Origin of the sequence: Burkholderia sp. BCC0419 (assembly GCF_902830285.1) — a bacterium.
Lineage (GTDB): Bacteria > Pseudomonadota > Gammaproteobacteria > Burkholderiales > Burkholderiaceae > Burkholderia.
Genome location: NZ_CADESR010000009.1, coordinates 163123 through 189966 on the forward strand (window position 1 = coordinate 163123; position 26844 = coordinate 189966).

Annotated in this window: 23 protein-coding genes; all 23 read right to left on the reverse strand. The window is 64.8% G+C overall.

Annotation, left to right across the window (positions count from 1 at the left end; all coding sequences use genetic code 11):
• Window positions 1-113 precede the first annotated feature (113 nt).
• Window positions 114-1508 carry a F0F1 ATP synthase subunit beta gene (atpD, locus tag HWW87_RS30265; RefSeq protein ID WP_006477287.1) on the reverse strand — a complete coding sequence of 465 codons (1395 nt, stop codon included), beginning with the start codon at window positions 1506-1508 and terminating at the stop codon, window positions 114-116.
• 66 nt (window positions 1509-1574) lie between these two features.
• Entirely contained in the window at window positions 1575-2450 is an 876-nt protein-coding gene (gene atpG, locus HWW87_RS30270) for a F0F1 ATP synthase subunit gamma (protein ID WP_174432120.1), read from the reverse strand.
• Between the two features lie 111 nt (window positions 2451-2561).
• Window positions 2562-4103 carry a F0F1 ATP synthase subunit alpha gene (gene atpA / locus HWW87_RS30275; RefSeq protein WP_174432119.1) on the reverse strand — a complete coding sequence of 514 codons (1542 nt, stop codon included), beginning with the start codon at window positions 4101-4103 and terminating at the stop codon, window positions 2562-2564.
• 44 nt (window positions 4104-4147) lie between these two features.
• Window positions 4148-4687 carry a F0F1 ATP synthase subunit delta gene (locus HWW87_RS30280; RefSeq protein ID WP_014895498.1) on the reverse strand — a complete coding sequence of 180 codons (540 nt, stop codon included), beginning with the start codon at window positions 4685-4687 and terminating at the stop codon, window positions 4148-4150.
• A gap of 2 nt (window positions 4688-4689) precedes the next feature.
• Window positions 4690-5160, reverse strand: coding sequence for a F0F1 ATP synthase subunit B (locus HWW87_RS30285; protein ID WP_006751767.1), 471 nt, complete (start codon window positions 5158-5160; stop codon window positions 4690-4692).
• A 129-nt stretch (window positions 5161-5289) separates the two neighbouring features.
• Window positions 5290-5562, reverse strand: coding sequence for a F0F1 ATP synthase subunit C (atpE, locus tag HWW87_RS30290; protein WP_021160442.1), 273 nt, complete (start codon window positions 5560-5562; stop codon window positions 5290-5292).
• A gap of 75 nt (window positions 5563-5637) precedes the next feature.
• Window positions 5638-6489: a F0F1 ATP synthase subunit A gene (gene atpB, locus HWW87_RS30295; RefSeq protein ID WP_050015830.1), complete on the reverse strand. Its 852-nt coding sequence runs from the start codon at window positions 6487-6489 to the stop codon at window positions 5638-5640.
• Between the two features lie 110 nt (window positions 6490-6599).
• A complete protein-coding gene (locus HWW87_RS30300; RefSeq protein WP_174432118.1) occupies window positions 6600-7127 on the reverse strand; it encodes an ATP synthase subunit I in 528 nt (175 codons plus the stop codon).
• A gap of 567 nt (window positions 7128-7694) precedes the next feature.
• Entirely contained in the window at window positions 7695-8825 is a 1131-nt protein-coding gene (locus HWW87_RS30305) for an SLC13 family permease (RefSeq protein ID WP_175823382.1), read from the reverse strand.
• Between the two features lie 10 nt (window positions 8826-8835).
• Window positions 8836-9729: a ParB/RepB/Spo0J family partition protein gene (locus tag HWW87_RS30310; RefSeq protein ID WP_174388700.1), complete on the reverse strand. Its 894-nt coding sequence runs from the start codon at window positions 9727-9729 to the stop codon at window positions 8836-8838.
• A gap of 31 nt (window positions 9730-9760) precedes the next feature.
• Window positions 9761-10540 (reverse strand): ParA family protein, encoded by a 780-nt coding sequence (locus HWW87_RS30315; RefSeq protein WP_174388699.1) that lies wholly within the window; start codon window positions 10538-10540, stop codon window positions 9761-9763.
• A 51-nt stretch (window positions 10541-10591) separates the two neighbouring features.
• Window positions 10592-11278 carry a 16S rRNA (guanine(527)-N(7))-methyltransferase RsmG gene (rsmG, locus tag HWW87_RS30320; protein ID WP_175823383.1) on the reverse strand — a complete coding sequence of 229 codons (687 nt, stop codon included), beginning with the start codon at window positions 11276-11278 and terminating at the stop codon, window positions 10592-10594.
• Complete coding sequence (gene mnmG / locus HWW87_RS30325; RefSeq protein WP_175823384.1) at window positions 11275-13245, reverse strand: tRNA uridine-5-carboxymethylaminomethyl(34) synthesis enzyme MnmG; 1971 nt, start codon at window positions 13243-13245, stop codon at window positions 11275-11277. The genes rsmG and mnmG overlap by 4 nt, the downstream gene beginning before the upstream one ends.
• A 536-nt stretch (window positions 13246-13781) precedes the next feature.
• Window positions 13782-14537, reverse strand: a complete 756-nt coding sequence (locus HWW87_RS30330; protein ID WP_175823385.1) for an ABC transporter ATP-binding protein — start codon at window positions 14535-14537, stop codon at window positions 13782-13784.
• On the reverse strand, window positions 14537-16321 hold the full coding sequence (locus HWW87_RS30335) for a branched-chain amino acid ABC transporter ATP-binding protein/permease (protein WP_175823386.1): 1785 nt from the start codon (window positions 16319-16321) through the stop codon (window positions 14537-14539). Before HWW87_RS30335 ends, HWW87_RS30330 begins: the two co-directional genes overlap by 1 nt.
• A 4-nt stretch (window positions 16322-16325) precedes the next feature.
• Window positions 16326-17381, reverse strand: coding sequence for a branched-chain amino acid ABC transporter permease (locus HWW87_RS30340; RefSeq protein WP_175823387.1), 1056 nt, complete (start codon window positions 17379-17381; stop codon window positions 16326-16328).
• A gap of 198 nt (window positions 17382-17579) precedes the next feature.
• On the reverse strand, window positions 17580-18737 hold the full coding sequence (locus HWW87_RS30345; protein WP_174432111.1) for an ABC transporter substrate-binding protein: 1158 nt from the start codon (window positions 18735-18737) through the stop codon (window positions 17580-17582).
• A 1053-nt stretch (window positions 18738-19790) separates the two neighbouring features.
• A complete protein-coding gene (locus HWW87_RS30350; protein WP_175823388.1) occupies window positions 19791-20768 on the reverse strand; it encodes a branched-chain amino acid ABC transporter permease in 978 nt (325 codons plus the stop codon).
• Window positions 20768-21652, reverse strand: coding sequence for a branched-chain amino acid ABC transporter permease (locus HWW87_RS30355; RefSeq protein ID WP_175823389.1), 885 nt, complete (start codon window positions 21650-21652; stop codon window positions 20768-20770). Before HWW87_RS30355 ends, HWW87_RS30350 begins: the two co-directional genes overlap by 1 nt.
• Before the next feature lie 128 nt (window positions 21653-21780).
• Window positions 21781-22980: an ABC transporter substrate-binding protein gene (locus HWW87_RS30360; protein WP_174432108.1), complete on the reverse strand. Its 1200-nt coding sequence runs from the start codon at window positions 22978-22980 to the stop codon at window positions 21781-21783.
• A 77-nt stretch (window positions 22981-23057) separates the two neighbouring features.
• Window positions 23058-23813, reverse strand: coding sequence for an ABC transporter ATP-binding protein (locus HWW87_RS30365; RefSeq protein ID WP_174432107.1), 756 nt, complete (start codon window positions 23811-23813; stop codon window positions 23058-23060).
• Window positions 23810-24589 carry an ABC transporter ATP-binding protein gene (locus HWW87_RS30370; protein ID WP_027783147.1) on the reverse strand — a complete coding sequence of 260 codons (780 nt, stop codon included), beginning with the start codon at window positions 24587-24589 and terminating at the stop codon, window positions 23810-23812. Before HWW87_RS30370 ends, HWW87_RS30365 begins: the two co-directional genes overlap by 4 nt.
• A gap of 428 nt (window positions 24590-25017) precedes the next feature.
• Window positions 25018-26703, reverse strand: a complete 1686-nt coding sequence (locus HWW87_RS30375) for a choline dehydrogenase (protein ID WP_175823390.1) — start codon at window positions 26701-26703, stop codon at window positions 25018-25020.
• Between the last annotated feature and the right edge of the window lie 141 nt (window positions 26704-26844).

A 26844-nucleotide genomic window follows, 5' to 3' on the forward strand; every position in this document is an offset into this window, starting at 1 on the left:
ATCGACTCCTGGTTGAGCGTGTTGCGGTCGGCGCGACCCGCCGTGAAGCAAATCGACAACAGTGATTCACTACACCGTGGCCGGATCGCGCCAGCGTGCTACCACTCAGACCCTTACTGGATCTTCTTGGCCTTTTCGAAGGCTTCGTCGATCGTGCCGACCATGTAGAACGCCTGTTCCGGCAGGTGGTCGCACTCGCCGTCGACGATCATCTTGAAGCCACGGATCGTTTCCTTCAGCGGCACGTACTTGCCCGGCGAGCCCGTGAACACTTCAGCGACGTGGAACGGCTGCGACAGGAAACGCTGGATCTTACGCGCACGTGCGACCGACAGCTTGTCTTCCGGCGACAGTTCGTCCATGCCCAGAATCGCGATGATGTCGCGCAGTTCCTTGTAGCGCTGCAGCGTCTGCTGAACGCGACGGGTGATCGAGTAGTGCTCTTCACCGATCACGTTCGGGTCGATCTGGCGCGACGTCGAGTCGAGCGGGTCGACCGCCGGGTAGATACCCAGCGAAGCGATGTCACGCGACAGAACGACGGTTGCGTCCAAGTGGCCGAAGGTGGTTGCCGGCGACGGGTCGGTCAAGTCGTCCGCAGGGACGTACACGGCCTGAACCGACGTAATCGAGCCCTTCTTGGTCGACGTGATGCGCTCTTGCAGCTTGCCCATTTCTTCAGCCAGCGTCGGCTGATAGCCCACTGCCGACGGCATACGGCCGAGCAGTGCCGACACTTCGGTACCGGCCAGCGTGAAACGGTAGATGTTGTCGACGAAGAACAGCACGTCGAGGCCTTCGTCACGGAAGTGCTCAGCCATCGTCAGGCCGGTCAGCGCGACGCGCAGACGGTTGCCCGGCGGCTCGTTCATCTGGCCGTACACCAGCGCGACCTTGTCGAGAACGTTCGAGTCCTTCATTTCGTGGTAGAAGTCATTCCCTTCACGGGTACGCTCGCCCACGCCCGCGAACACGGAGTAACCGCCGTGCTCCTTCGCGATGTTGTTGATGAGCTCCATCATGTTGACGGTCTTGCCCACGCCTGCACCACCGAACAGGCCAACCTTGCCGCCCTTTGCGAACGGGCAGATCAGGTCGATGACCTTGATACCCGTTTCGAGCAGTTCGGTCGACGGCGACAGTTCGTCGAACGCCGGTGCCTTCTGGTGGATCGAACGCGTCACGTCGCTCTCGATCGGGCCGGCTTCGTCGATCGGACGGCCGAGCACGTCCATGATACGACCGAGGGTCGGCTTGCCGACCGGCACCGAGATCGGCTTGGCCGTGTTCTTCACGGTCAGGCCGCGGCGCAGGCCGTCGGATGCACCCAGACAAATGGTACGGACCACGCCGTCGCCCAGCTGCTGCTGGACTTCGAGCGTCAGTTCCGAGCCATCGAGAATAAGCGCGTCGTAGATCTTCGGCATGCTGTCGCGCGGGAATTCCACGTCGATAACGGCGCCGATGCACTGTACGATCTTGCCTTCTACCAAAGCAGCAGTACTCATCGCTTTTCCTTTAAATACCTGATTCTTTACTCGCGCAAAGGCGCAGTTGTCGTCCCGGGCGCGCGCTTAAACAGCGGCTGCGCCGCCGACGATCTCCGACAGTTCTTTCGTAATCGCGGCCTGGCGGCTCTTGTTGTACACGAGCTGCAGTTCGCTGATCACCGTCTTCGCGTTGTCGGACGCGGCCTTCATCGCGACCATGCGCGCCGATTGCTCGGACGCCATGTTCTCCGCGACGGCCTGGTACACCAGCGCCTCGACGTAACGCACGAGCAGTTCGTCGACGACTGCCTGCGCGTCCGGCTCGTAGATGTAATCCCACGACGTCGACGGCGTGCCGTCATCCGCATCGAAGTGGTCCGACGACAGCGGCAGCAGTTGCTCGATCACGGCTTCCTGCTTCATCGTGTTGACGAAGCGCGTGTACGCGATATAAACCGCCGACAGCTTGCCTTCCGAGTACAGATCGAGCTGCGTCTTCACGGCGCCGATCAACTTGTCCAGGTGCGGGGTGTCGCCGAGGTGCACGACCTGCGACATCACCTTCGCGCCGAAGCGGTTCAGGAACCCGAGGCCCTTGCTACCGATCGCGGTGGCTTCGACCTTCTGGCCCTTCTCTTCCAGCTCCTTGAACTTCTGCACCGTCGCACGCAGCACGTTGGTGTTCAGACCGCCGCACAGACCCTTGTCCGTCGTGACGAGGATGATGCCGGCCGTGTTCACGCCTTCGTTCGCCACCATGAACGGGTGGCGGTACTCCGGGTTTGCGCGGCTCATGTGCGCGGCGATGGCACGGACCTTGTCTGCATACGGACGAGCGGCGCGCATGCGTTCCTGCGCGCGACGCATCTTCGATGCAGCCACCATCTCCATCGCCTTCGTGATCTTGCGCGTGTTCTGCACGCTCTTGATCTTGCCGCGAATTTCCTTCATTCCAGCCATAGCTTGCTCCTTTGCGCCCCGAGTTAGTGCTTTACTCGGGGCTCATGCATCGCTCACCGAAGCGGCGCGGGCGCATCAGCCCCCGCGCGGCCTCAGTGTGTCACTCGCGGATCAATAGGCACCGGACTTCTTGAAGGATTCGATCGCCGCGCGCAGCGCGCCTTCGTCGTCCTTCGAGAGATCCTTGGTGTCTTCGATGCGCTTGATGAGGTCAGCGTGGCTGGTCTTCAGGTTGTCGCGCAGGCCCTTCTCGAACGGCAGCACTTGCTTGACGTCGAGATCGTCGAGGTAGCCGTTGTTCGCGGCGTACAGCGACACGGCCAGTTCCCAGACCTGCAGCGGCTGGTACTGCGGCTGCTTCAGCAGTTCCGTCACGCGGCGGCCGCGCTCGAGCTGCTTGCGGGTCGCTTCGTCGAGGTCCGATGCGAACTGCGCGAATGCGGCCAGTTCACGGTACTGCGCGAGGTCGGTACGGATACCGCCCGACAGCTTCTTCACGACCTTCGTCTGAGCGGCGCCACCGACGCGCGACACCGACACGCCGGCGTTGATTGCCGGGCGGATGCCTGCGTTGAACAGGTCGGTTTCCAGGAAGATCTGACCGTCGGTAATCGAGATCACGTTCGTCGGAACGAACGCGGTCACGTCGCCAGCCTGCGTTTCGATGACCGGCAGTGCCGTCAGCGAGCCGCTCTTGCCCTTCACTTCGCCGTTCGTGAACTTCTCGACGTACTCTTCCGACACGCGAGCCGCACGCTCGAGCAGACGCGAGTGCAGATAGAACACGTCGCCCGGGTACGCTTCACGGCCCGGCGGGCGGCGCAGCAGCAGCGAGATCTGACGGTATGCCCAAGCCTGCTTGGTCAAGTCGTCATAGATGATCAGCGCGTCTTGGCCGCGGTCGCGGAAGTATTCGCCCATCGTGCAGCCGGCGTACGGTGCCAGGTACTGCATCGCGGCGGAATCCGATGCCGAAGCGGCGACGACGATCGTGTATTCCATCGCGCCCGTTTCTTCGAGCTTGCGAACCACGTTCATGATCGACGAAGCCTTCTGGCCGATCGCGACGTAGATACAGATCAGGTCCTTGCCCTTCTGGTTGATGATCGCGTCGAGCGCCACCGCGGTCTTGCCGCACTGACGGTCGCCGATGATCAGCTCACGCTGGCCACGGCCGATCGGCACCATCGCGTCGATCGACTTGATACCCGTCTGCACCGGCTGCGACACCGACTTACGCCAGATCACGCCCGGGGCGATCTTTTCGATCGCGTCGGTCAGCTTCGCGTTGACCGGGCCCTTGCCGTCGATCGGGTTGCCGAGCGCGTCGACCACGCGGCCGACGAGTTCCGGGCCAACCGGGACTTCCAGAATGCGGCCCGTCGTCTTGACGACGTCGCCTTCCGAGATGTGTTCGTATTCGCCGAGAATCACCGCGCCGACCGAGTCGCGCTCGAGGTTCAGCGCGAGGCCGAACGTGTTGCCCGGAAACTCGAGCATTTCGCCCTGCATCACGTCCGACAGGCCGTGGATACGCACGATACCGTCGGTCACGGAGATCACGGTGCCCTGGTTGCGAACGTCTGCGCTCGCTTCAAGGCCCTGGATCCGGCTCTTGATCAGCTCGCTGATCTCAGAGGGATTGAGTTGCATTATTCGCTCCTGATAGTCAATTCTGTTGCGTGCCGGCGTGGCGCTCAGGCGGTCAAGGCAGCCTGCATCGATGCGAGGCGCGCGCGAACCGAGGTGTCGAGCACTTCGTCGCCGACCGTCACGCGTACGCCGCCGATCAGCGACGAATCGACTTCGACCGTCGGTTTCAGCTTGCGCTTGAACTTGCGTTCGAGGCCCGAGACGAGACTCTCGAGATCCGCGCCGTTCAGCGGGAACGCGCTCACGATCTCGGCGTCGGCTGCGCCTTCACGTTCGTTCTTGAGCGCCTCGAATTGCTCGGCAATTTCCGGCAGCAGCGCGATGCGATGATTGTCGACCAGCATCTGCACGAAGTTCTTCGCTTCGGCGCCGGCCGCGACCGGCGACTTCACCGCAGCAAGCAGCAGCTCGGCCACTTGCGTGCGCGTCACCTTCGGGCTCGACGCGACCGACAGTACTTCCGGCAGACGCGCAACCTGGGCCAGCTCTTGCACGAGCGTGGACCAGGCGGCGATGTCACCTCCCTCGGCCACGCGGAACAGCGCTTCTGCGTAAGGGCGGGCGATGGTTGCAAGTTCGGCCATGATCAGAGCTCGGCTTTCAGTTGATTCAGCAGTTGGGCGTGGGCCGTTTGATCGACTTCGCGCTTCAGGATCTGCTCGGCGCCCTTCACGGCCAGCGAGGCGACTTCGCCACGCAGCGCTTCACGCGCCTTCACGATTTGCTGTTCTGCTTCCGCCTTCGCCTGGGCGACGATGCGGGCGGCTTCAGCCTGGGCGTTGGCCTTGATTTCCTCGGCGACCGCCTGCGCACGCTTTTCAGCGTCGGCGATGCGCTGCTGGCCGTCGTTGCGGGCCTGCGCGAGTTCCTGGTCCACGCGCTTGTGCGCTGCGTCGAGTTCCGCCTTGCCCTTCTCGGCGGCGGCGAGGCCGTCGGCGATCTTCTTCGAACGTTCGTCGAGGGCGTTGATCAACGGCGGCCACACGAATTTCATCGTGAACCACGCGAGGACCAGGAACACGACCATTTGCGCAAACAGAGTTGCGTTGAGATTCACGGTGTTTCCTTATCTGCTATTCCGGAAAAATGAAACGGTAAGGCGCTCATCGAGTTGCATTCGATCAGCGCCCCAAGTCTCCGTTCCGCCCTGCGCCGGCTCACGCCGGACGCATATTTCCGAGGAACCTTAGCCTGCGACGAGCTTCGACAGGAGCGGGTTCGCGAACGCGAACAGCATTGCGACACCCACGCCGATCAGGAATGCAGCGTCGATCAGACCAGCCAGCAGGAACATCTTCGTTTGCAGCGGGTTGATGAGTTCCGGCTGACGTGCGCAGGCTTCAATGTACTTGCCACCCATCAGCGCGATACCGATACAGGCGCCGATTGCACCCAGGCCGATGATGATGCCGATACCGATGGCGGTCAGACCCTGGATGTTGGCGATGTAAGCTTGCATGATCACTCCTTTGTGAAAAGACTTGGAACTGAGATTTAAAAAACTAAAACGAAGACTCTTTCTTGCACGCCACGCTTAGTGCGTGTCGTGCGCCTGGCCGAGATACACCAGCGTCAGCATCATGAAAATGAATGCCTGCAACAGAACAATCAGAATGTGGAAGATTGCCCAGACGCTACCCGCGATCACATGACCAACGAAGCCGAGGAACGTTGCGTCGCCACCGAAGCTCCACATGCTGCCGAGCAGGGCGATCAACAGGAACAACAGCTCACCCGCGTACATGTTGCCGAACAGCCGCATACCGAGGGAGACGGTCTTTGCGAGATATTCGACGATGTTGAGCGCGAGGTTCGGGATCCACAGCAGCGGGTGGGCGCCGAACGGGGCCGACAGCAGCTCATGCACAAAGCCGCCCGCGCCCTTGATCTTGATGCTGTAGTAGATCATCAGGACGAACACGCCGAGCGCGATGCCGAGCGTGCCGTTCAGGTCGGCCGTCGGGACGATGCGATGGTGGGAAATCACGTCCGACAGACCGAGCAGGCCGATCACGCGGCCCGGCAGGTCGACCGGGAGGAAGTCGAGGGAGTTCATCAGCGCGACCCACACGAACACCGTGAGGGCGAGCGGCGCGATGAAGGTGCGATTGCCGTGGACGATGGCCTTCGACTGGTCTTCGACCATTTCGACGAGCATCTCGATCGCGCACTGGAAACGGCCCGGCACGCCCGACGTCGCCTTGCGAGCGGCCAGACGCAGCAGGAGGATCGTCACGATGCCGCAGACGATCGACCAGAACAGCGTGTCGATATTCCAGACGTGGATGTCGAAAATCGACGTCTGATGCGAGGTGGAGAAATTCTGCAAGTGGTGCGCAATGTACTCGGACGGATCCGGACCACGCGTGCCTTCGCTAGCTGCCATATCGTTAATGCCACCCAAATTGTCGAAAATCGTTTTGCCCCGTTCCGCAACACGCTATTGCGGGAACGGGCCGGTGCGGTTCGTTGTCGAAACCGCACGCTGCTTGTTCCTTACCGCCAGGCCAGCGCGATCCAGTACGTCTTCAGCACGACGAGGTACGTGACGAGGAACGGCACCCAGTGCACGCCGGCCCAGCCGAACGCCACTGCGGTGAACATCCCGACCGTCAGAGCCAGTTTCAGGGCTTCGCCCATCACCCAGCTCATCACGGTGGCCGAGCCACCTGCCTTCAGTCGTGCCACGAATACCGCACTGGGCACCCAGCCGATCGCTCCGCCCAGAAACGCGGATTGCGCAGCGGCGCCCGGCGACTTCGAAAACAGCCACCACGCCAGCGTTGCAACCAGGGACAGGACCACTTGCGCGAACACCACCTTGTAGGGGGTCACGCGCGAGGGCTTGCTCACGTTCGGACCGAACAGCCTTTCGGCCTCGGTCCGCGTAAGCGGAACGATGTTGTTATCTTCTTGCTGCTCGACATCCCAGTCATCGTCGGATTCACGCCGCTCGCCGGCCGCCGAAGCGGTGCGTTGCGTGCGCTGATCATCGTGCCTGTCGTTCGGCGCCTGACCCGCCATCGCAATCTTCCGCAGAATCCTTGAACCCGACCCCAAGCTTTCTGAAAGCTTTCAGGGGTGCCTAGCTAACAAATCCGGGCGATTGTAAGCGATAGTTGCAAGTGATTCAAGGCTTTAGACGCGACAAAAACCTGCATAAAACGACGCCTCATGATGTGAAAAAACGCCCGATTCGACGACGTACGATGACAGTTGTAAGGTCGGTTTTTCGCACCGGCATTTCTTGCGCGAAAAAGTCCGGTGATGGGGGAAATGCGGGGAAACGATGGCCGCTGCGGGCCAGGAGGAAGCGGCGCGATCGCCGCCGGGAATTCGCTGCAATTCAGCGATCGGGAATGACTCGGCGCGACACCCCGGAACAAGCAAAACGCCGCGACCGAATCACCGGGCACGGCGCGCGAAATTCGCCCGGATGCTCGCGCATCGATTCATCCAATCAGTTGTCACGCCGCCACAGATGTTCGACTGTGGATTGCAGCGCTTATCAACGGCCCTCGATCACCGCGAACGCTGTGCGCCCTGCCCGCCACCCGAACGGCGCGCCTGTGCCGCATACGCCGGCCTCGCTCAACCGTGCATGAGCAACCACGCGCCGAACACCGCGCTCACCAGCGCGAACGGAATCGAAACGAGGTGGAACGGCAGCCACATGCGCGGCTCCTTCGCAAGACGCACCGCGATCAGGTTCGCGAGCGAGCCGATCGCGAAACCGAAGCCGCCGACCGATACGCCGAAGGCAAGCGCGCGCCAGTCGTGCGTGAACTCCGACAGCAGGATCGCGGCCGGCACGTTGCTGATCACCTGCGACAGCACGGCACCGGCGGCATAGACGCGTAGCGGCGAATCGAGTTGCGCGTGCGCAATCGCGTCGTGCACCACGGGCAGCGCAGCCGCGCTGCGCAACACGACGAACATCAGCACGAAGATTAGCAGCAGCAGCCAGTCGATCTTCAGGACTGCGTCACGTTTGACGGCGAGCAGCACGATCGCGACACCGACGAGGCCCGGCAGCGGATGGTGCGCATCGGCGAGCAGCACGAACGCGGCGAACAGCACCGCCGCGATCAGCGCGTGCATGCGTTGGACGGGAAAAGCGGCAGCGTCGCCGGACAGGTCGAGCGGCTTCGCGCGAAACATCAAGGCGGTCAGCACGAGCAGCAGCGCCATCAGCGCGAGGGCGAGCGGCCCGAGCGTGACCACGAAGCGGCCGAACGACACGCCGCTCAATTGCCACAGGAAAAGATTCTGCGGATTGCCGAGCGGTGTCGCGACGGACCCCGCATTGACGGCCAGCGCGACGACGATCACGAGCCGCCGGAACGGCAGCGGTGTCAGCGCGCGCAGCGACACCATCAACGGCACGACGACGAACAGCGCGACGTCGTTGGTGAGCCACATCGACAACACCGCGGCGAAGCCGACCAGCAGCATCGCGAGCCCGCGCTCGGAATGCACGTGATGCACGATGCGATGCGCGAGCCACATCAGGCAGCCGGACAGCTCGAGCGCCTTGGTCAACATCAACAGGCCCGCGAGCGTCGCGACCGTCTGCCAGTCGACGCGATCGGCGAGTATCGAAAATGGTTGCGGACGCACCCATTGCAGCACGATCAGGCCAAGCGCGAGCACCGACAGTACCGGTTCCTGCGCAAGCCAGCCGAGCCACCGGCGCGGCGCCGGTGTGCCCATCTGTTCCATGGGTTGCCCGTTACTCTTCGGTCGCGACGTTGCCGCGCAGTCGCGCGAGAATGCCCTCGAGCGCGTCGAGGTTGCCGAAGTCGATCAGCACCTGTCCTCGCCCGCGACGGCCGAGCTTGATCTTCACCGTCGACGCGAGCAGGTCGGACAACTCCTCTTCGAGGCGACGCGTATCGCGACCGCCATCGTCCTTCGCACGCGCCTTCACGGCCGGCGCTTCCTTCGTCGTGTGCGCGACGAGCTTCTCGGTCTCGCGCACCGACATGCGCTTGTTGACCACCTGATGCGCGAGCGTGATCTGCGTGGCCGCATCGACGGCGAGCAGCGCACGCGCGTGCCCCATGTCGAGATCGCCGGCCAGCAGCATCGTCTGCACCGGCGACGCGAGATTCAGCAGGCGCAGCAGGTTCGACACCGCGCTGCGCGAACGGCCGACCGATTCGGCGGCCTGTTCGTGCGTGAAACCGAATTCGTCGATCAGGCGCTGGATGCCGTGCGCCTCTTCAAGCGGATTCAGGTCCTCGCGCTGGATGTTCTCGATCAGCGCCATCGCGGCGGCAGCCTGATCGGATACGTCCTTCACGAGCACCGGCACTTCATCGAGGCCGGCCAGGCGCGCGGCACGGAAACGCCGCTCGCCCGCGATAATCTCGTATTTGTCTGATGAAATAGGCCGTACCAGGATCGGCTGCATCACGCCCTGTGCGCGAATGCTTGCCGCGAGCTCCTGCAGGCTGCCCTCGTCCATCCGCGTGCGCGGCTGGTACTTGCCGGCTTGCAGCTTGCCGAGCGCGAGCGTGTTCGGTGCCCCTTCGATCTTCACCGCTTCGGTGATATCGGCACTGCCGCCGAGCAGCGCTTCGAGGCCACGTCCCAAGCCCTTCTTCTTTGGTACCGCGTTCATGTCTTTCTTCCTCGCTTCGCTCATGTCCGGATCACGACACCTCGAACGCGCGCACGCGCTCGATCATCTCGGCACCGAACTGGATATACGCCTGCGCACCGCGCGAACTGCGGTCGAACACGACGCCCGGCAACCCGTAACTCGGCGCTTCCGCCAGGCGCACGTTGCGCGGAATCACCGCGTCGAACACCTTGTCGCCGAAGTGCGCTTTCAGTTGATCGGAGACTTGCTGCTGCAGCGTGATGCGCGGATCGAACATCACGCGCAGCAAGCCGATGATCTTCAGGTCGCGGTTCATGTTCGCGTGAACCTGCTTGATCGTGTTGACGAGGTCCGACAGCCCTTCCAGTGCGAAGTACTCGCACTGCATCGGGATCACGACGCCATGCGCCGCGCACAGCCCGTTCAGCGTCAGCAGCGACAGCGTCGGCGGGCAATCGATCAGCACGAAATCGTAGTCGTCGGCCACGTGCTCGAGCGCGGCCTTCAGGCGGCGCTCGCGGTTGTCGATGCTGATCAGCTCGATCTCGGCGCCGGACAGCTCGCGGTTCGCGGGAAGCACGTCGTAAGTGACACCTTCCGGACGCACGCGCGCGTCGGTCACCGACACGCCGTCGATCAGCACTTCGTACACGGTCGCTTCGCAGGCGGCCTTGTCGATCCCGCTGCCCATCGTCGCGTTGCCCTGCGGGTCGAGATCGATCAACAGGACTCGTTGCTCCTGCGCTGCAAGGCTTGCGGCGAGATTGACCGATGTCGTCGTCTTGCCGACGCCCCCCTTCTGGTTCGCAACGCAGAAGATCTTTGCCATCGTTGGTGTGTTCCCTTTACCTTCAAACAAACGGCGCGCTACTGCGCGCCTTCAATTCGCGTCGTCGACGGTCACTTCGAACAGATGCCGCTCCGCATCGAGCATCGGCACCGCCAGCCGGATCGTCTGCTTCACGCGGCTGCCTTCCGGCAACCGCGCAATCTCGTCGTCCGGGTGAACGCCCTTCATCGCCCAGATCGACCCGCCCGGCGCAACCAGATGTCGAGCAAGTTTAACGAAGTCGGACAGGTCCGCGAAAGCGCGGGATACGATCATGTCGAATTTTTCCGGCACGTCGACACCCGGCTGCAGCGATTCGACCCGCCCAGTGACGACCGACAGGTTCGCGAGCTTCAGCTCCGCGCGCATCTGCGTCTGGAAGGCAGACTTCTTCTGCACGATATCGTTCAGCGTGATCTGCCAGCCCGGCTCGACGATCGCCAGCACGATACCGGGCAGCCCGCCGCCCGAGCCGACGTCGAGCACACGCGCCGATGCACGGCCGCGCAGATGCGGGACGATGGAAAGCGAATCGAGAATGTGCTGGATCAGCATCTGCTTCGGGTCGCGGATCGCGGTCAGGTTGTAGACCGCGTTCCACTTGCCGAGCAGCGCGACATAGTCGAGCAGCTGGTTGCGTTGTGTATCCGTCAGCGTGAGGTCGAGTGCCGCCGTACCTTCGACGAGCATCTGTTCCAGTACGTCCCGATTAACCGCCGGCGCGCGACGCGCCGTCATTGTTGCGTCGGGACGCTGCCGTCCCCCTGCTCCGCGGCCTCTGCGGCCGTGCCGTTACGACGGCCCAGGCCGCGACGCTTCAGGTGCACCATCAGCAGCGAGATGGCCGCGGGCGTGACGCCCGAGATGCGCGACGCCTGCCCGATCGTTTCCGGCCGGAACTCGTTGAGCTTCTGGCTCACCTCGAACGACAGACCGCGGACTTCGCGGTAATCGATGCCGTCCGGCAGGCGCGTGTTCTCGTTCGCGTCGTTGCGCTCGATCTCGGATGCCTGACGCTCGATATAGCCCTGATACTTGATGGCGATCTCGACCTGCTCCTTGATCTGCTCGAGCAGCACCGGATCGTCCGTCAGCGGCTCCGCAGGACCGCACTCGCCGCCCTTCAGCCCGCACACGCCGTCGTAGCTCACGCCCGGGCGCCGCAGCAGCTCGGCGAGGCTGTATTCGTGATCGATCGCCTTGCCGAGCAGCGCGGTCGCCTCTTCCGCCGGCAGCGTCTTCGGCGTGACCCACGTCGACTTCAGGCGTTCGGTTTCACGTGAAACAGCGTCGCGCTTCCGGCTGAAGGCGTCCCAGCGCGCGTCGTCAACGAGCCCCAGTTCACGGCCGATCTCGGTCAGGCGCATGTCGGCGTTGTCTTCGCGCAGGCTCAGGCGATACTCGGCCCGGCTCGTGAACATCCGGTACGGCTCGGCCACGCCGCGCGTGACGAGATCGTCGACCAGCACGCCCAGATAGGCCTGGTCGCGACGCGGGCACCATGCATCCTTCTCTTGCACGTAGCGGCCCGCATTGAGGCCGGCCAGCAGACCCTGCGCAGCCGCTTCCTCGTAGCCGGTCGTGCCATTGATCTGGCCCGCAAAGAACAGCCCGTTGATCGCCTTCGTCTCGAGCGACGCCTTCAGCGCACGCGGATCGAAGTAGTCGTACTCGATCGCGTAACCGGGGCGCAGGATATGTGCGTTCTCAAGGCCGCGCATCGAATGCACGAGCTCGAGCTGGACATCGAACGGCAGGCTCGTCGAGATCCCGTTCGGGTAGAACTCGTTGGTCGTCAGCCCTTCCGGCTCGAGGAAGATCTGATGCGATTCCTTCGACGCGAACCGATGGATCTTGTCCTCGATCGACGGGCAATAGCGCGGCCCGACGCCTTCGATCACGCCTGTATACATAGGCGAACGGTCGAGACCGCCGCGAATGATGTCGTGCGTGCGCTCGTTCGTATGCGTGACCCAGCACGGCAACTGCTGCGGATGCTGCTCCGCGCGGCCCAGGAACGAGAACACGGGGATCGGATCGAGGTCGCCCGGCTGCTCGTCGAGCTTCGAGAAGTCGATCGTGCGGCCGTCGATACGCGGCGGCGTACCGGTCTTCAGGCGGCCCTGCGGCAGCTTCAGCTCCTTCAGGCGCGACGACAGCGACACGGCCGCCGGATCGCCCGCGCGACCGCCCGTGTAGTTGTTCAGGCCGACGTGGATCTTGCCGTCGAGGAACGTACCGGCCGTCAGCACGACTGCGCGAGCGCGGAAGCGGATGCCGATCTGCGTGACGGCGCCCACCACGCGGTCGCCTTCGACCATCAGGTCGTCGACGGCCTGCTGGAACAGCCACAGGTTCGGCTGATTTTCGAGCCGGTGGCGGATCGCGGCCTTGTACAGGATGCGATCGGCCTGCGCACGCGTCGCGCGCACGGCCGGTCCCTTCGACGAATTGAGGATCCGGAACTGAATACCGCTTTCGTCCGTCGCGGCGGCCATTGCGCCGCCCAGCGCGTCGACTTCCTTGACCAGATGGCCCTTGCCAATGCCGCCGATCGACGGATTGCAGCTCATCTGCCCAAGCGTTTCGATGTTGTGGGTCAGCAGCAGTGTCTTTGCGCCCATACGGGCGGACGCCAGCGCGGCTTCCGTGCCGGCGTGACCGCCACCGACGACGATGACGTCAAATTCTGTGGGAAAAAGCATGGTGGACTCCGTACGCAGAGCTGCGCACGAACCTATCAGAGAAATGTATGGGCCGAATTATAGCGGGTTCGCTTTTCACCCGAAGGCCGTCCGAATGGTAGGGTCTGTGCATTTCGGCGTTTTTTTAGGGGGGAAAGGCGAATTGCCGCGCCGGGTCTGCTTCGGCGGTGTGTACGAGTGTTCAACGCACATCGTCGTGCCTGTGCAAAAGCCGGGTTGATAGTCGCGCCCGCAAGTGTGGAACCCTAACCTGACCCATGTCTGTGGCAAGCCCAACACTCCGACCCGGACACCCTGTGCCCTCTTCCTCACAGCATTTCCGTCGGTTGTCCCGGGACTTATCCACTGAAGTGCGACGCATCGTCGGCCTGTGGAACAAGCCTGAGCAGCGCCGCACAGAGCTTCCGACTATTCCGGCGCGACTTATCCCCCGGTCCCGAACCGGCGATGTATCGAGCCTCCTCGCGACCTCGCAAACAAAAACGGCGTGTTTCACGTGAAACACGCCGCCCGTTTCCCGCCCACCGCACCGACAATCAAGCGGTTTTCTTCGCCAACCCGAGATACGTCTCGATTACACGCGGATTCTGCGCGAGCTCGGCAGCCGGCCCTTCCAGCGCAAACTCGCCCGTCTCCAGCACATAGCCGTAGTCGGAGATCTGCAGCGCCGCGCGTGCGTTCTGCTCGATCAGCAGCGTCGCAACGCCGGTACCGCGCAACGCGCTGATGATATGAAAGATCTCCTTCACGATCAGCGGCGCCAACCCAAGACTCGGCTCGTCGAGCATCAGCAGGTCGGGCTTGCCCATCAGCGCACGGCCGACCGCCAGCATCTGCCGCTCGCCGCCGGACAGCGTGCCGGCCGCCTGCCTGCGGCGCTCCTTCAGCCGCGGAAACAGCGCGAACACGTGATCGAGCTGATCGAGGAAGTTCGCTTCCCCAGCCAGCTTGCGCCGATATGCGCCCAATATGAGGTTGTCCTCGACCGTCATCGTACTGAACAGCTCGCGCTTTTCCGGTACGAGGCACATTCCGCGCGCGACGCGCTGCTCGACCGGCAACGCGCCGACGTCGTTGCCGCGATACACGACCGCGCCCGCCGCGTGTCCCGTTACCGGCAGCGCCCCCATGATCGCGTTCAGCAGCGTCGATTTACCGGCGCCGTTCGGGCCGATCACGCTGACGATCTGCCCCGCCCCGACCTTGATGGCAGCCCCGTGCAGCGCCTCCACCTTCCCGTACCGCACCGCCAGCCCGCGCACTTCGAGAATCGGCATCGTCGTGTCCGTCATCACTCCACCCCGCCCAGATACGCTTCGAGCACGGCCGGATCCTGCTGCACATCCTGCGGCAGCCCTTCCGCGATCCGCGTGCCGAACTCCATCACGACCAGCCGGTCGGTGAGGTTCATCACGAAATCCATGTCATGTTCCACGAGCAACACGCTCATCCCTTCGGCCTTCAGCCGCCGCAGCAGGTCGGCGAGTTGCTGCTTCTCCTGGTAGCGCAGGCCGGCGGCCGGCTCGTCGAGCAGCAGCAACGTCGGATCACAGCACAGCGCCCGCGCGATTTCGAGAATCCGCTGCTGGCCGAGCGCGAGGCTGCCCGCTTCGTCGTACATGTGCTTCTCGAGCCCGACGCGGCGGATCTGGCGCGCGGCTTCGGCCAGCAACTGCGCTTCCTCGTGTGCATTGAGCCGCGCGATGCTGCGCCACACGCCCGTATGACCGCGAAGATGGGCGCCGATCGCGACGTTCTCGAGCACCGTCATCGCCGGCAACAGCTTCACGTGCTGGAACGTGCGACCGATGCCGCGGCGGACGATCTGACGCGACGTCAGCCCGTCGATGCGCTCGCCACGAAACGTGATCGCGCCGCCGGTCGGCTTCAGCACGCCGGTCACGAGGTTGAACGTGGTCGATTTGCCCGCGCCGTTCGGGCCGATCAGCCCGATGATCTGCCCGGCTTTCACGTCGAAGCTGACGTCGTTGACGGCCACCAGTCCGCCGAACTGCTTGCGCGCGCTGTCGACGACGAGCAGCGGCTCGCCGGCCACGGGCTTCGCGCGCTGCGGCAGCGGGTCGGCCTGCTCCGGCACATGCGCGCGCGGCCCGCGCGGGAACAGCTTCGCGACGAACGGCCATACGCCCTGGCGCGCGTACTGCAGCAGCAGCACCATCAGTACGCCGAACACGATGATCTCGAAGTTGCCTTCCGAACCGAGCAGCTTCGGCAGCAGTGTCTGCAGGTAGTCCTGCAGCACGGTCAGGATCGCCGCGCCGAGCACCGCGCCCCATACGTGCGACACGCCGCCCACCACCGCCATGAACAGGAATTCGATCCCGTGGTTCAGGCCGAACGGGGTCGGATTCACCGCGCGCTGCAGGTGCGCGTACAGAAAGCCCGACACGGCTGCGAGCACGGCCGCGTAGACGAAGATCACGACGCGCATCCACGCGGTGTTCACGCCCATCGCCTCGGCCATCACGCCGCCGCCGCGCAGCGCGCGGATCGCGCGGCCCGGGCGGCTGTTGAGCAGGTTCTGCACCGACACGATCGCGGCCAGCACCACCGCCCAGATCAGGAAGTACAGGCTGCGGCCGCTTTCGAGCGGGATGCCGAACAGGTTCAGCGCCGGAATCCCGTTGATCCCGTCGTACTTGCCGAGCAGTTCGAGGTTGCCGAACAGGTAGAACAGCGCGAGGCCCCACGCGATCGTGCCGAGCGGCAGGAAGTGCCCGGACAGCCGCATCGTCACGGCGCCGAGCACGAGCGCGACGAGCGCCGTCAGCACGACGCCGACGATCAGCGCGAGCCACGGCGACACGCCGTACCGCGTCGTCAGGAACGCGGTCGCATACGCGCCGATGCCGACGAACGCGGCCTGCCCGAAGCTCGTCATCCCGCCGACGCCCGTCAGCAGCACGAGCCCGATCGCGACGATCGCATACAGGCCGATGTAGTTCAGCAGCGTGATCCAGTACTCGGGCACCTGCAGCGCGCCGGGCAGCACCGGCAGTGCGAACAGCACCACGAGAAACAGCCAGAAGGTCTTGTTGCGTACCATCGTCTTCATCGCGTCACTCCTCTTCCTCTTCCGCATGCGGCGTCACGAAGCTCCGCCACAGCAGCACCGGAATGATCAGCGTGAACACGATCACCTCCTTGTAGGCACTCGCCCAGAACGACGAATACGATTCGAGCACGCCGACGAGCAGCGAGCCGGCGGCCGCGAGTGGGTAGCTGACGAGCCCGCCGATGATCGCGCCGACGAAGCCCTTCAGGCCGATCAGGAAGCCCGAGTCGTAGTAGATCGTCGTCAGCGGGCCGACGAGGATCCCGGACAGCACGCCGAGCCCGGCCGCGAACGTGAACGCGAGCCGCCCGGCGTCGGTCGTGCCGATGCCGACGAGCTGCGCACCGAGCCGGTTCACCGACGTCGCGCGCAGCGCCTTGCCGGCGATCGTGCGGCCGAAGTACACGTAGAGCGCGCCGATCAGCACGAGCGCCGTGACGACGACCAGGATGCTCTGCACCGACACCGTCATGCTGCCGACCGCGAGCGACGCGTCCGAGAACCCGTTGGTGCGCGAGCCTTCCGCGCCGAACATCACGAGGCCGAGGCCGACCATCGCGAAATGGACGGCGACCGACACGATCAGCAGCAGCAGCGTCGTGCCTTCGGCGATCGGCTGGTACACGAGCCGGTAGACGAACGGCCCCATCGGCACGACGATCGCGAGCGTCAGCGCGATCTGCGCGAGCATCGGCATCGGCTGCGCGGCAAAGCTGCGCGTGATCGCGAACACCGCGAGCGGCAGCAGGATGTAGCGGCTGCCGAGCGTCGCGAGCGTGCGGCCGAGCTGATGGCGGCGTTCGCGATGCCGGATCAGGCCGCCGGCTTCGAGCAGGAAGCACGCGATGCCCATCACGAACAGCAGCCAGCAGGTGGCGGGGAATTTCTGCGCCTGCAACGCGGCCAGCGTCAGCGCACCGTAGGCGACGAATTCGCCCTGGGGAATGAAGATCACCCGCGTGACGGAAAACACCAGCACGAGCGCCAGCGACAACAATGCATAAATGGCGCCGGTCGTGATGCCGTCTTGCGCGAGGATCGCCGCAATCGAGAGATCCATACGTTTCGTGTATCGAGAAAATGCTGCGGAGAAACGAAAGGCGGAAACGGCCGGGGCGCGCGCCGCGATCGGCACGTCGCGCGCCATGCGGCGGGCCCCGGTAGTTCCAGGCGGCACGGGTGCGGCCATGGGGCGTGCCACCCTGCCGACGGCACACGCGGCGCCGTTCGCGCCGCGCACGCCGGTTTCACGTGATGCTTACTCGGCCTGCAACTTCCACTTGCCGTCGACGATCTGCACCATCACGCGCGCACGCGTGTCGAAGCCGTTGTGATCGGTCGCCGTCATGTTGATCACGCCGTGCGAGACGGGCAGGTCCTTCACGCTCTCGAGCGACGCGCGCAGCGCTTCGCGGAACGCCTCGGTGCCCGGCTGGCCCTTCTTCAGCGCTTCCGGGATCGCCCGCTGCAGCAGCAGGCCCGCATCCCACGCATGGCCGCCGAAGGTCGCCAGCGAACCGGCGCCGTACGCCTTCTCGTACGCGGCCTTGTAGCCGAGCGCCGGCTTCTTCACCGGATTCGAATCGGGCAGCTGGTCGGTCACGAGCACGGGGCCGGCCGGCAGGATCTCGCCTTCGCAATCCTTGCCGCACACGCGCAGGAAATCGTTGTTCGCGACGCCGTGCGTCTGGTACACCTTGCCCTTGTAGCCGCGCTCCTTCAGCGTCTTCGCCGGCAGCGCCGCCGGCGTGCCGGAGCCGGCGATCAGCACCGCATCCGGGTTCGAGCCCAGCAGCTTCAGCACCTGCCCCATCACCGACGCATCGGTCCGGTTGTAGCGCTCGTTCGACACCAGCTTCAGCCCGTTCTTCGCGGCCGCCGCGTCGAACGTCTTGTACCAGCTGTCGCCGTACGCATCGGCGAAGCCGATGAAGCCGACCGTCTTCACGCCGTGCTTCGCCATGTAGCCGGCGATCGCGTCGGCCATCAGCTGATCGTTCTGCGGCACCTTGAACATCCACGCGCGCTTCGCGTCCATCGGCGCGATGATCTGCGCGCTCGCCGCGAGCGAGATCGTCGGCGTCTTGCCCTGCGACACGGGATCGAGCATCGCGAGCGAGTTCGGCGTGACGGACGAGCCGATGATCGCGTCGACGTGGTCCTCGTCGATCAGCTTGCGCACGTTCTGCACCGCGCGGCTCGTGTCGGAGGCGTCGTCGAGCACGATGTACTGCACGCTCTTGCCCGCGATTTCCTTCGGCAGCAGCGCGATCGTGTTCTTTTCCGGAATCCCGAGCGAGGCGGCCGGCCCGGTGGCCGACAGTGTCACGCCGATCTTGACCTGCGCCGACGCCGTGGCCGCCGCACACACGAGGCCCGCGGCAAGCAGGGCCTCCATCCATCGATTCATCTTCATTTTCGTTGTCTCCAAACGCTGCTCGAAAAAACCATGGGTCGCTCGGGCGGCGCCCGGCTCCCAAAACAAGTTAATAATTTAACTATCTCGCCTGACCGCGCCTACGCTCGTTTTCCCGCGACACGCCGCCACGCGCCGCGCACCGATTGAAACGGCCGTTCGGCCGTCACGATGCGCAGCAGCGGTGTCGTCAGGATGAAGAAAGCGAAGAAATGAGGAAGCGCGCGGAAGAACGTTGCGCGCGCATCGATGGTCGGCACGCATGGCGAGCGATGAAACATCGGGACGCCGGCCGCTCATGCGAATGCGAATGCGGATGCAGATACGGATGCGAGTGCAACGACCCGCGCTGGCGCTGGCACGCGCATACAGGCCGCGGAACGGCTCGGGAATGCCGCGATGACCCGTCGCCCACCCCAAGACGAACGAACGGCGCCCGCCGCCTCTCCTGCCCCGCTCCACCGTGCTGCGCTGCTCATCCAACCGTACTCCCTCTTCTGCGTTGTGCTTGTAGGAGAACTGCCGACCGATTTTCCCGACCGCACGGTCGGCGAAAGCCGAGTGTAACGGACGCATTTCGCGCACGCCAACCGGGTAAGCCCGGAGCGCCTGTGCAGGATTGCGCATCGGCTGCGAACGGATCGCGGGAAAGGGAAAAACGGGGGACGCGGCGAAGCGCGGAAAAGACGCGGTGCGAATGCAAACGCGAAGGTGGCCGTCACGCGAGCCGATGCACCATCGAGGGAATCCGTGCACGCAAATGAAAAAGCGCTGTTGGATTCCGTCCAACAGCGCTTTGGGGTCCGGGCACTTTGTGCCTCGATTGTCTCCTCGTTCTCCACCTGCAAATTCGTTTCGCGGTGCATCAGAACTAGGGTGAATCTTAAAGAGGCTTAAGCACCACGACAACTTAGCATTTACCCCTATGGTGCATCGCCGCACGAAAATGGGGCACCAGCCTGCCGCGCGACGCCGGCCCGAACCCGCAGCGACGCCCTTCCCGGGCGGGCGAGATGGTGCTTCGCATCAACGCGGGCGACGCGCACGGCATGCTCACGACGAGGCCCTGAGCGGCTTGATCCGCGCGACCATCTCGCCGACGATGCCGCGCCGGAATGCCAGCACGCAGGCGATGAAGATCAGCCCGGTGACGATCGTCGTCGATTCGCCGAGCGAATGGAACCACGCGACGCCCGTCGTCGACGCGAGCCATTCGCCGATATCGCCGAGCCGGTCTTCCAGCGCCACGATCAGCGCGGCGCCCAAGAGCGGCCCGAACAGCGTGCCCATCCCGCCGACCAGCGTCATCAGCACGACGAGGCCCGACATCGTCCAGTGCGCGTCGGACAGCGTCTCGAAGCCGAGCACCAGCACCTTCAGCGAACCGGCCAGCCCCGCGAGCCCGGACGACAGGATGAACGCGAGCAGCTTGAAGCGGTCGGTGTCGTAGCCGAGCGAGATCGCGCGCGCTTCGTTTTCCTTGATCGCGACGAGCACCTGGCCGAACGGCGAGTGCACGATCCGCACGATGAACGCGCACGCCGCGACGATCACCGCGAGCACGACGTAGTACAGCGCGACGTCGTTCGACAGGTCGACGAGCCCGAACAGGCGCCCGCGCGGCACGCCCTGCAGGCCATCCTCGCCGTGCGTGAACGGCGCCTGCAGGTAGATGAAATAGACCATCTGCGCGAACGCGAGCGTGATCATCGCGAAGTAGATGCCCTGCCGGCGAATCGCGAACAGGCCGACGACGAGCCCGAGCAGCGTCGCGGCGAACGTCCCGACGAGTACGCCGAGCTCGGGCGTGAAGCCGAGCGTCTGGATCGCATAGCCGGTCGCGTAGCCGGCGGTCGCGAGGAACATCGCATGGCCGAACGACAGCAGCCCCGTATAGCCGATCAGCAGGTTGAACGCGGCCGCGAACAGCGCGAACGTGAGCACCTTCATCACGAACACCGGATACGCGCCGATGAACGGCGCGGCGAACAGTGCGGCGAGCAGCACGCCGTAGAGCACTTTTCTCTGCATCATTTTTCCTTGCCGAACAGGCCCGCCGGGCGGATCAGCAGCACGATCGCCATGATCACGAACACGACCGTGGCCGATGCTTCCGGATAGAACACACGCGTGAAGCCCTCGATCACGCCGAGCAGCAGCCCGGTGATGATCGAGCCGAGAATCGAGCCCATCCCGCCGATCACGACCACCGCGAACACGGTGATGATCATCGGCTGGCCCATCAACGGCGACACCTGGATCACCGGCGCGGCGAGCACGCCCGCGAACGCGGCGAGCGCGACGCCGAAGCCGTAGGTGAGCGTGATCATCATCGGCACGTTCACGCCGAACGCCTCGACGAGCTTCGGGTTCTCGGTGCCCGCGCGCAAATACGCGCCCAGGCGCGTCTTCTCGATCACGAACCACGTCGCGAGACACACCGCGAGCGACGCGACGACGACCCACGCGCGATAGTTCGGCAGGAACATGAAGCCGAGATTGGTCGCGCCGGACAGCTGCGGCGGCACGTCGTACGACTGGCCGGACGATCCGTAGACCGACCGGAACACGCCTTCGACGACGAGCGTGAGGCCGAACGTGAGCAGCAACCCGTACAGATGATCGAGCTTGTACAGCCAGCGCAGCATCGAACGCTCGACCGCGATCCCGAACGCACCGACGATGAGCGGCGCGAGCGCGAGCATCGCCCAGTACGGCAGCCCGAAATACGACAGGCCCATCCACGCGAGCATCGCGCCCAGCATGAACAGCGCGCCGTGCGCGAAGTTGATCACGTTGAGCAGCCCGAAGATCACCGCGAGCCCGAGGCTCAGGATCGCGTAGAACGAGCCGTTGACGAGCCCGAGCAGCAACTGGCTCAGCATCGCCGGCAACGGAATGCCAAAGATTTCCATCGACTTAGCCGTCAGAATGAGTTTCGTTGCGTGCGCAACGTTCATGCAGCGCGCATGCCGGCGGCGCAGCGGGCACATCGCTGCAGCCGCCACCGTGCGGCGCGCCCGTGCGCGCCGCTACGCGATGCTTACTTCCACAACGCGCAGCGCGTTTCCTGCTTGGTGCCGAACGCCTGTTCACCGGGAATCGTCGCGAGCACCTTGTAGTAGTCCCACGGTTCCTTCGATTCCGACGGCTTCTTCACTTCCATCAGGTACATGTCGTGGATCATGCTGCCGTCCTGGCGGATGTAGCCCTTCGCGTAGAAGTCGCTGATCTTGATCTTCTTCAGCTCGGCCATCACCTTGTCGGAGTCGGTCGTACCGGCGGCCTGCACGGCCTTCAGGTACGTCGTCACCGACGAGTAGTCGGCCGCCTGCAGGCTCGACGGCATCTTCTTCATCTTGCCGAAGTAGCGCTGCGCCCACTGGCGCGACGCCGCGTCGCGGTTCCAGTACCAGCTGTCGGTCAGCACGAGGCCCTGCGTCGTTTCGAGGCCGAGGCTGTGCACGTCGTCGATGAACATCAGCAGCGCGGCGAGCTTCATCGTCTTCGTGATGCCGAACTCCTTCGCGGCCTTGATCGAGTTGATCGTGTCGCCGCCCGCGTTCGCGAGGCCGAGGATCTGCGCCTTCGACGATTGCGCCTGCAGCAGGAACGACGAGAAATCCGACGCGGACAGCGGGTGGCGCACCGCGCCGAGCACCTGGCCGCCGTTCGCCTTCACGACGTCCGACGTGTTCTTCTCGAGCGCCTTGCCGAACGCGTAGTCGGCCGTCAGGAAGAACCACGTCTTGCCGCCCTGCTTCACCACCGCCGACCCGGTACCCTTCGCGAGCGCCATCGTGTCGTACGCGTAGTGGACCGTGTACGGCGTGCACTGCTCGTTGGTCAGCGTGTCGGCGCCCGCGCCGATGTTGATGTAGACCTTCTTCTTCTCGCCCGCGACCTGGTTCATCGACAGCGCGGTGGCCGAGTTCGTGCCGCCGACCAGCAGGTCGAGCCCGCCGCGGTCCATCCATTCGCGCGCCTTCGACGCGGCGATGTCGGCCTTGTTCTGGTGGTCGGCATAGACGACCTCGATCGGCTTGCCGAGCACCTTGCCGCCGAAGTCCGCGACCGCCATGCGGATCGCCTCGAGACCGCCCTGCCCGTCGATATCCGCGTAAAGCCCCGACATGTCGGTGATGAAGCCGATCTTCACGGTATCCGCCGCGTGGGCGGCGCCGGCGGTGAGCGCGGCGGTCGCGAGCGCGAGACAGGCCTGTGCGAGGGTCTTCATTTTCATTGACGTCTCCTGTTGTTCTGATGCGTTGTGGTTGTTCGAGGGCCGCCACGGCTAGCGGCAAGGGAAACGGGGCGGCGTCACACTCCGAGCAGGTCGTGCAGGGTCGGCATCTTGCCTTCCAGCTCGGATGCGCGGAAATGCTCGACGATGCTGCCGTGCTCCATCACGTAGAAGCGGTCGGCGAGCGGCGCGGCGAAGCGGAAATTCTGTTCGACCATCACGATCGTGTAGCCGCGCGCCTTCAGCGCGACGATCATCCGCGCGAGCGCCTGCACGATCACCGGCGCCAGGCCTTCGGAGATCTCGTCGAGCAGCAGCAGGTTCGCGCCGGTGCGCAGGATCCGCGCGACCGCGAGCATCTGCTGCTCGCCGCCGGACAGCCGCGTGCCCTGGCTCTGCCGGCGCGACGCGAGGTTCGGGAACATCGCGTAGATCTCGTCGAGCGACATCGCGTGCTCGAGCGGCCCGATCAGCGGCGGCAGCATCAGGTTCTCCTCGCACGACAGGCTCGAGAAGATCCCGCGCTCCTCCGGGCAGTAGCCGATGCCGTAATGCGCGATGCGGTGCGTCGCGAGGCCGATCGTCTCGTGGCCCGCGACCTTGATCGACCCGCTGCGGCGGCCCGTGAGGCCCATGATCGCGCGCAGCGTCGTCGTGCGGCCCGCGCCGTTGCGGCCGAGCAGCGTGACGACCTCGCCGCGATGCACGGTCAGGTCGACGCCGTGCAAGATGTGGGATTCCCCGTACCAGGCCTCCAGGCCCGTGATCTCCAGCGCAGGCGTACCGCTCTCGACGCCGCTCAATTCGCGTTCCTCCCGTTCGCTGTGCTTCATGCGTGCGCCCCCGCGAGCGCCGCGTCGGCACTGCCCATGTAGGCCTCGATCACGAGCGGATTCTTCGACACTTCCGCATACGAGCCTTCGGCCAGCACCTCGCCGCGTTGCAGGACGGTGATCGTGTCGGAGATCCCCGCGATCACGTTCATGTTGTGTTCCACCATCAGGATCGTGCGGCCGCTCGCGACCTTCTTGATCAGCGCGGTCACGCGGTCGACGTCCTCGTGGCCCATCCCCTGCGTGGGCTCGTCGAGCAGCATCAGTTCGGGTTCCATCGCCAGCGTCGTCGCGATCTCGAGCGCGCGCTTGCGGCCGTAGGCCAGCTCGACGGTCGGCACGTGCGCGAAATCGGTGAGGCCGACCTGCGTGAGCAGGTCCATCGCGCGATCGTCGAGCCGCTTCAGCGTGCGCTCGCTGCGCCAGAAATGGAATTCGGTGCCGAGTGCCCGCTGCAGGCCGATGCGCACGTTCTGCAGCGCGCTCAGGTGCGGGAACACGGCCGAGATCTGGAACGAGCGGATGATGCCGCGCCGCGCGACCTGCGCAGGCCGCTCGTCGGTGATGTCGATGCCGTTGAAGACGATCTGGCCGGCCGTCGGCGTCAGAAATTTGGTGAGGAGGTTGAAACAGGTGGTCTTGCCCGCGCCGTTCGGCCCGATCAATGCGTGGATCGCACCGCGCCGCACACGCAGGTTGACGCCGTTCACGGCGGTGAAGCCCCTGAATTCCTTCGTCAGTCCGCGTGTTTCCAGAATCGTGTCGCCGAGAATCATGTTCCCTTCCGTACGAAGTCAGGCGAAGCACCGGGAAGCCTGGCGCGAGCGCCGCGAACAGGTCAGCGGATCAGCGGTCTGCCCCCGGGCGCCGTGGTACGCCTCGAGGGTGGTCTCCCGCGCCGACGCGTATGCACATTGCGCAACATTGTCGCGCCGTTGGTGCAGTGCAATCATCGGGATTTGCACTTATAGGGGTGACCGCCCTATCGGACGCGGCACGCGGTTTCTCACCGCGCTTTTTTGACACGTGCATCATCATGCGTTGACCTGCTGCAGCACGTGGCATGCAAGCGCCGAAAAAAAACCGCGCAACGGCGCGGCTTGCACGGATCTTGCCGTCGAGCGGAAGCGCCGGCAGCTTGTTTCGCATAGCGAATCAGCGGGCGTTCGCATGACGGCCCGCTGGCGCACATGTCAGCGGGCCGTCATGCAGCCGTCGCCGCGGCCTCGGTTCGCACCGACGTCGTTTCGCGCGCCGCCCGGCGGTCGGCACGAATCATGTCGCTCGCGCGCTCGGCGATCATCAGCGTCGGCGAATTGGTGTTGCCTGACGTGATGAACGGCATCACCGACGCATCGACGATGCGCAACCCGGCGATGCCACGCACGCGCAGCCGGCTGTCGACCACCGCGCGTTCATCATCCGCACGCCCCATCCGGCACGTGCCGACCGGATGGAAGATCGTCGTGCCGATGGCGCCAGCCGCGTCGATCAGTTCGGCCTCGGTGCGGTACTGCGGGCCCGGCAGGATTTCCTCGGGGCGATAGCGCGCGAGCGCCGGCGCGGACGCGATCCGGCGCGTGAGACGCAGCGCGTTCGCGGCAACGTGCCGATCGTGATCGGTCGACAGATAGTTCGGCGCGATCGCCGGTGCGGTGCCTGGATCGGCGCTCGTGACGTGCACGCTGCCGCGCGAGCTCGGCCGCAAATGGCAGACCGACGCCGTAAAGGCGTTGAAGCCGTGCAGCGGCTCGCCGAAGCGTTCGAGCGACAGCGGCTGCACGTGGTATTGCAGATCGGGGCGCGTGAGTGCGGGATCGTCCGGATCCGATTTCGCGAACGCGCCCAGCTGCGACGGCGCCATCGACATCGGCCCGCGCTGCAGCAGCGCATATTCGGCGCCGATCATCAGCTTGCCCCACCAGTGCGCGGACAGCGTGTTGAGCGTGCGCACGCCGTCGACGCGAAACGCCATCCGCAATTGCAGGTGATCCTGCAGGTTTTCGCCGACGCCCGGCAGATCCTGCACGACGTCGATGCCGAGCGCCTGCAGCCGCCGGCCGTCGCCGATGCCCGACAGTTCGAGCAGTTGCGGCGAATTCACCGCGCCCGACGTCAGCAGCACTTCCGACCGCGCACGCGCGACGTAATCGGTGCCGCCGCCGTGGTACTCGACGCCGACCGCGCGCCGCCCGTCGAAGATCACGCGCTGCGCATGCGCGCCGGTGATCACGGTCAGGTTCGGGCGCGCCATCGCGGGCCGCAGGAACGCCTTCGACGTATTCCAGCGCACGCCGCGCTTCTGGTTCACCTCGAAATAGCCGACCCCGGTATTGTCGCCGCGGTTGAAATCGTCGGTGGCGGGAATGCCCGTCTGCTGCGCGGCCTGCGCGAACGATTCGAGGATCTCCCAGCGCAGCCGCTGCTTCTCGACGCGCCAGTAGCCGCCCGCGCCGTGCGCGTCGCTCGCGCCCGCGTGGTGATCCTCGCTGCGCTTGAAGATCGGCAGCACGCTGTCCCACGACCAGCCGGCATCGCCGGTTTCCTGTGCCCAGTTGTCGTAATCCTCGCGCTGGCCGCGCATGTAGATCATCCCGTTGATCGACGAGCAGCCGCCGAGCACGCGGCCGCGCGGATACGACAGCGCACGGCCGTTGAGCGCCGCTTCGGGCTGCGTCTTGTACAGCCAGTCGGTGCGCGGGTTGCCGATGCAATACAGATAGCCGACCGGGATATGAATCCAGTGATAGTCGTCCTTGCCGCCCGCTTCGAGCAGCAGCACGCTGATGTCGGGATCCTCGGTCAGGCGGTTCGCGAGCACGCAGCCCGCGGTGCCCGCGCCGACGATCACGTAGTCGAATTCGCCCTCGAGCGTGCGTTGAGTACTCACGGCGTGTCCCCTTCTTGCTTGTTGTGCACCGCGCGGCGCGATGCCGCGCGCATTTTCAGCATAGTGCGTCGCGTCGGGCGCCGCACTTGCAGCCCCGCGCGCCACGACCCGATGAAGCGTACTCCCGCGCGCGGCCGCCGA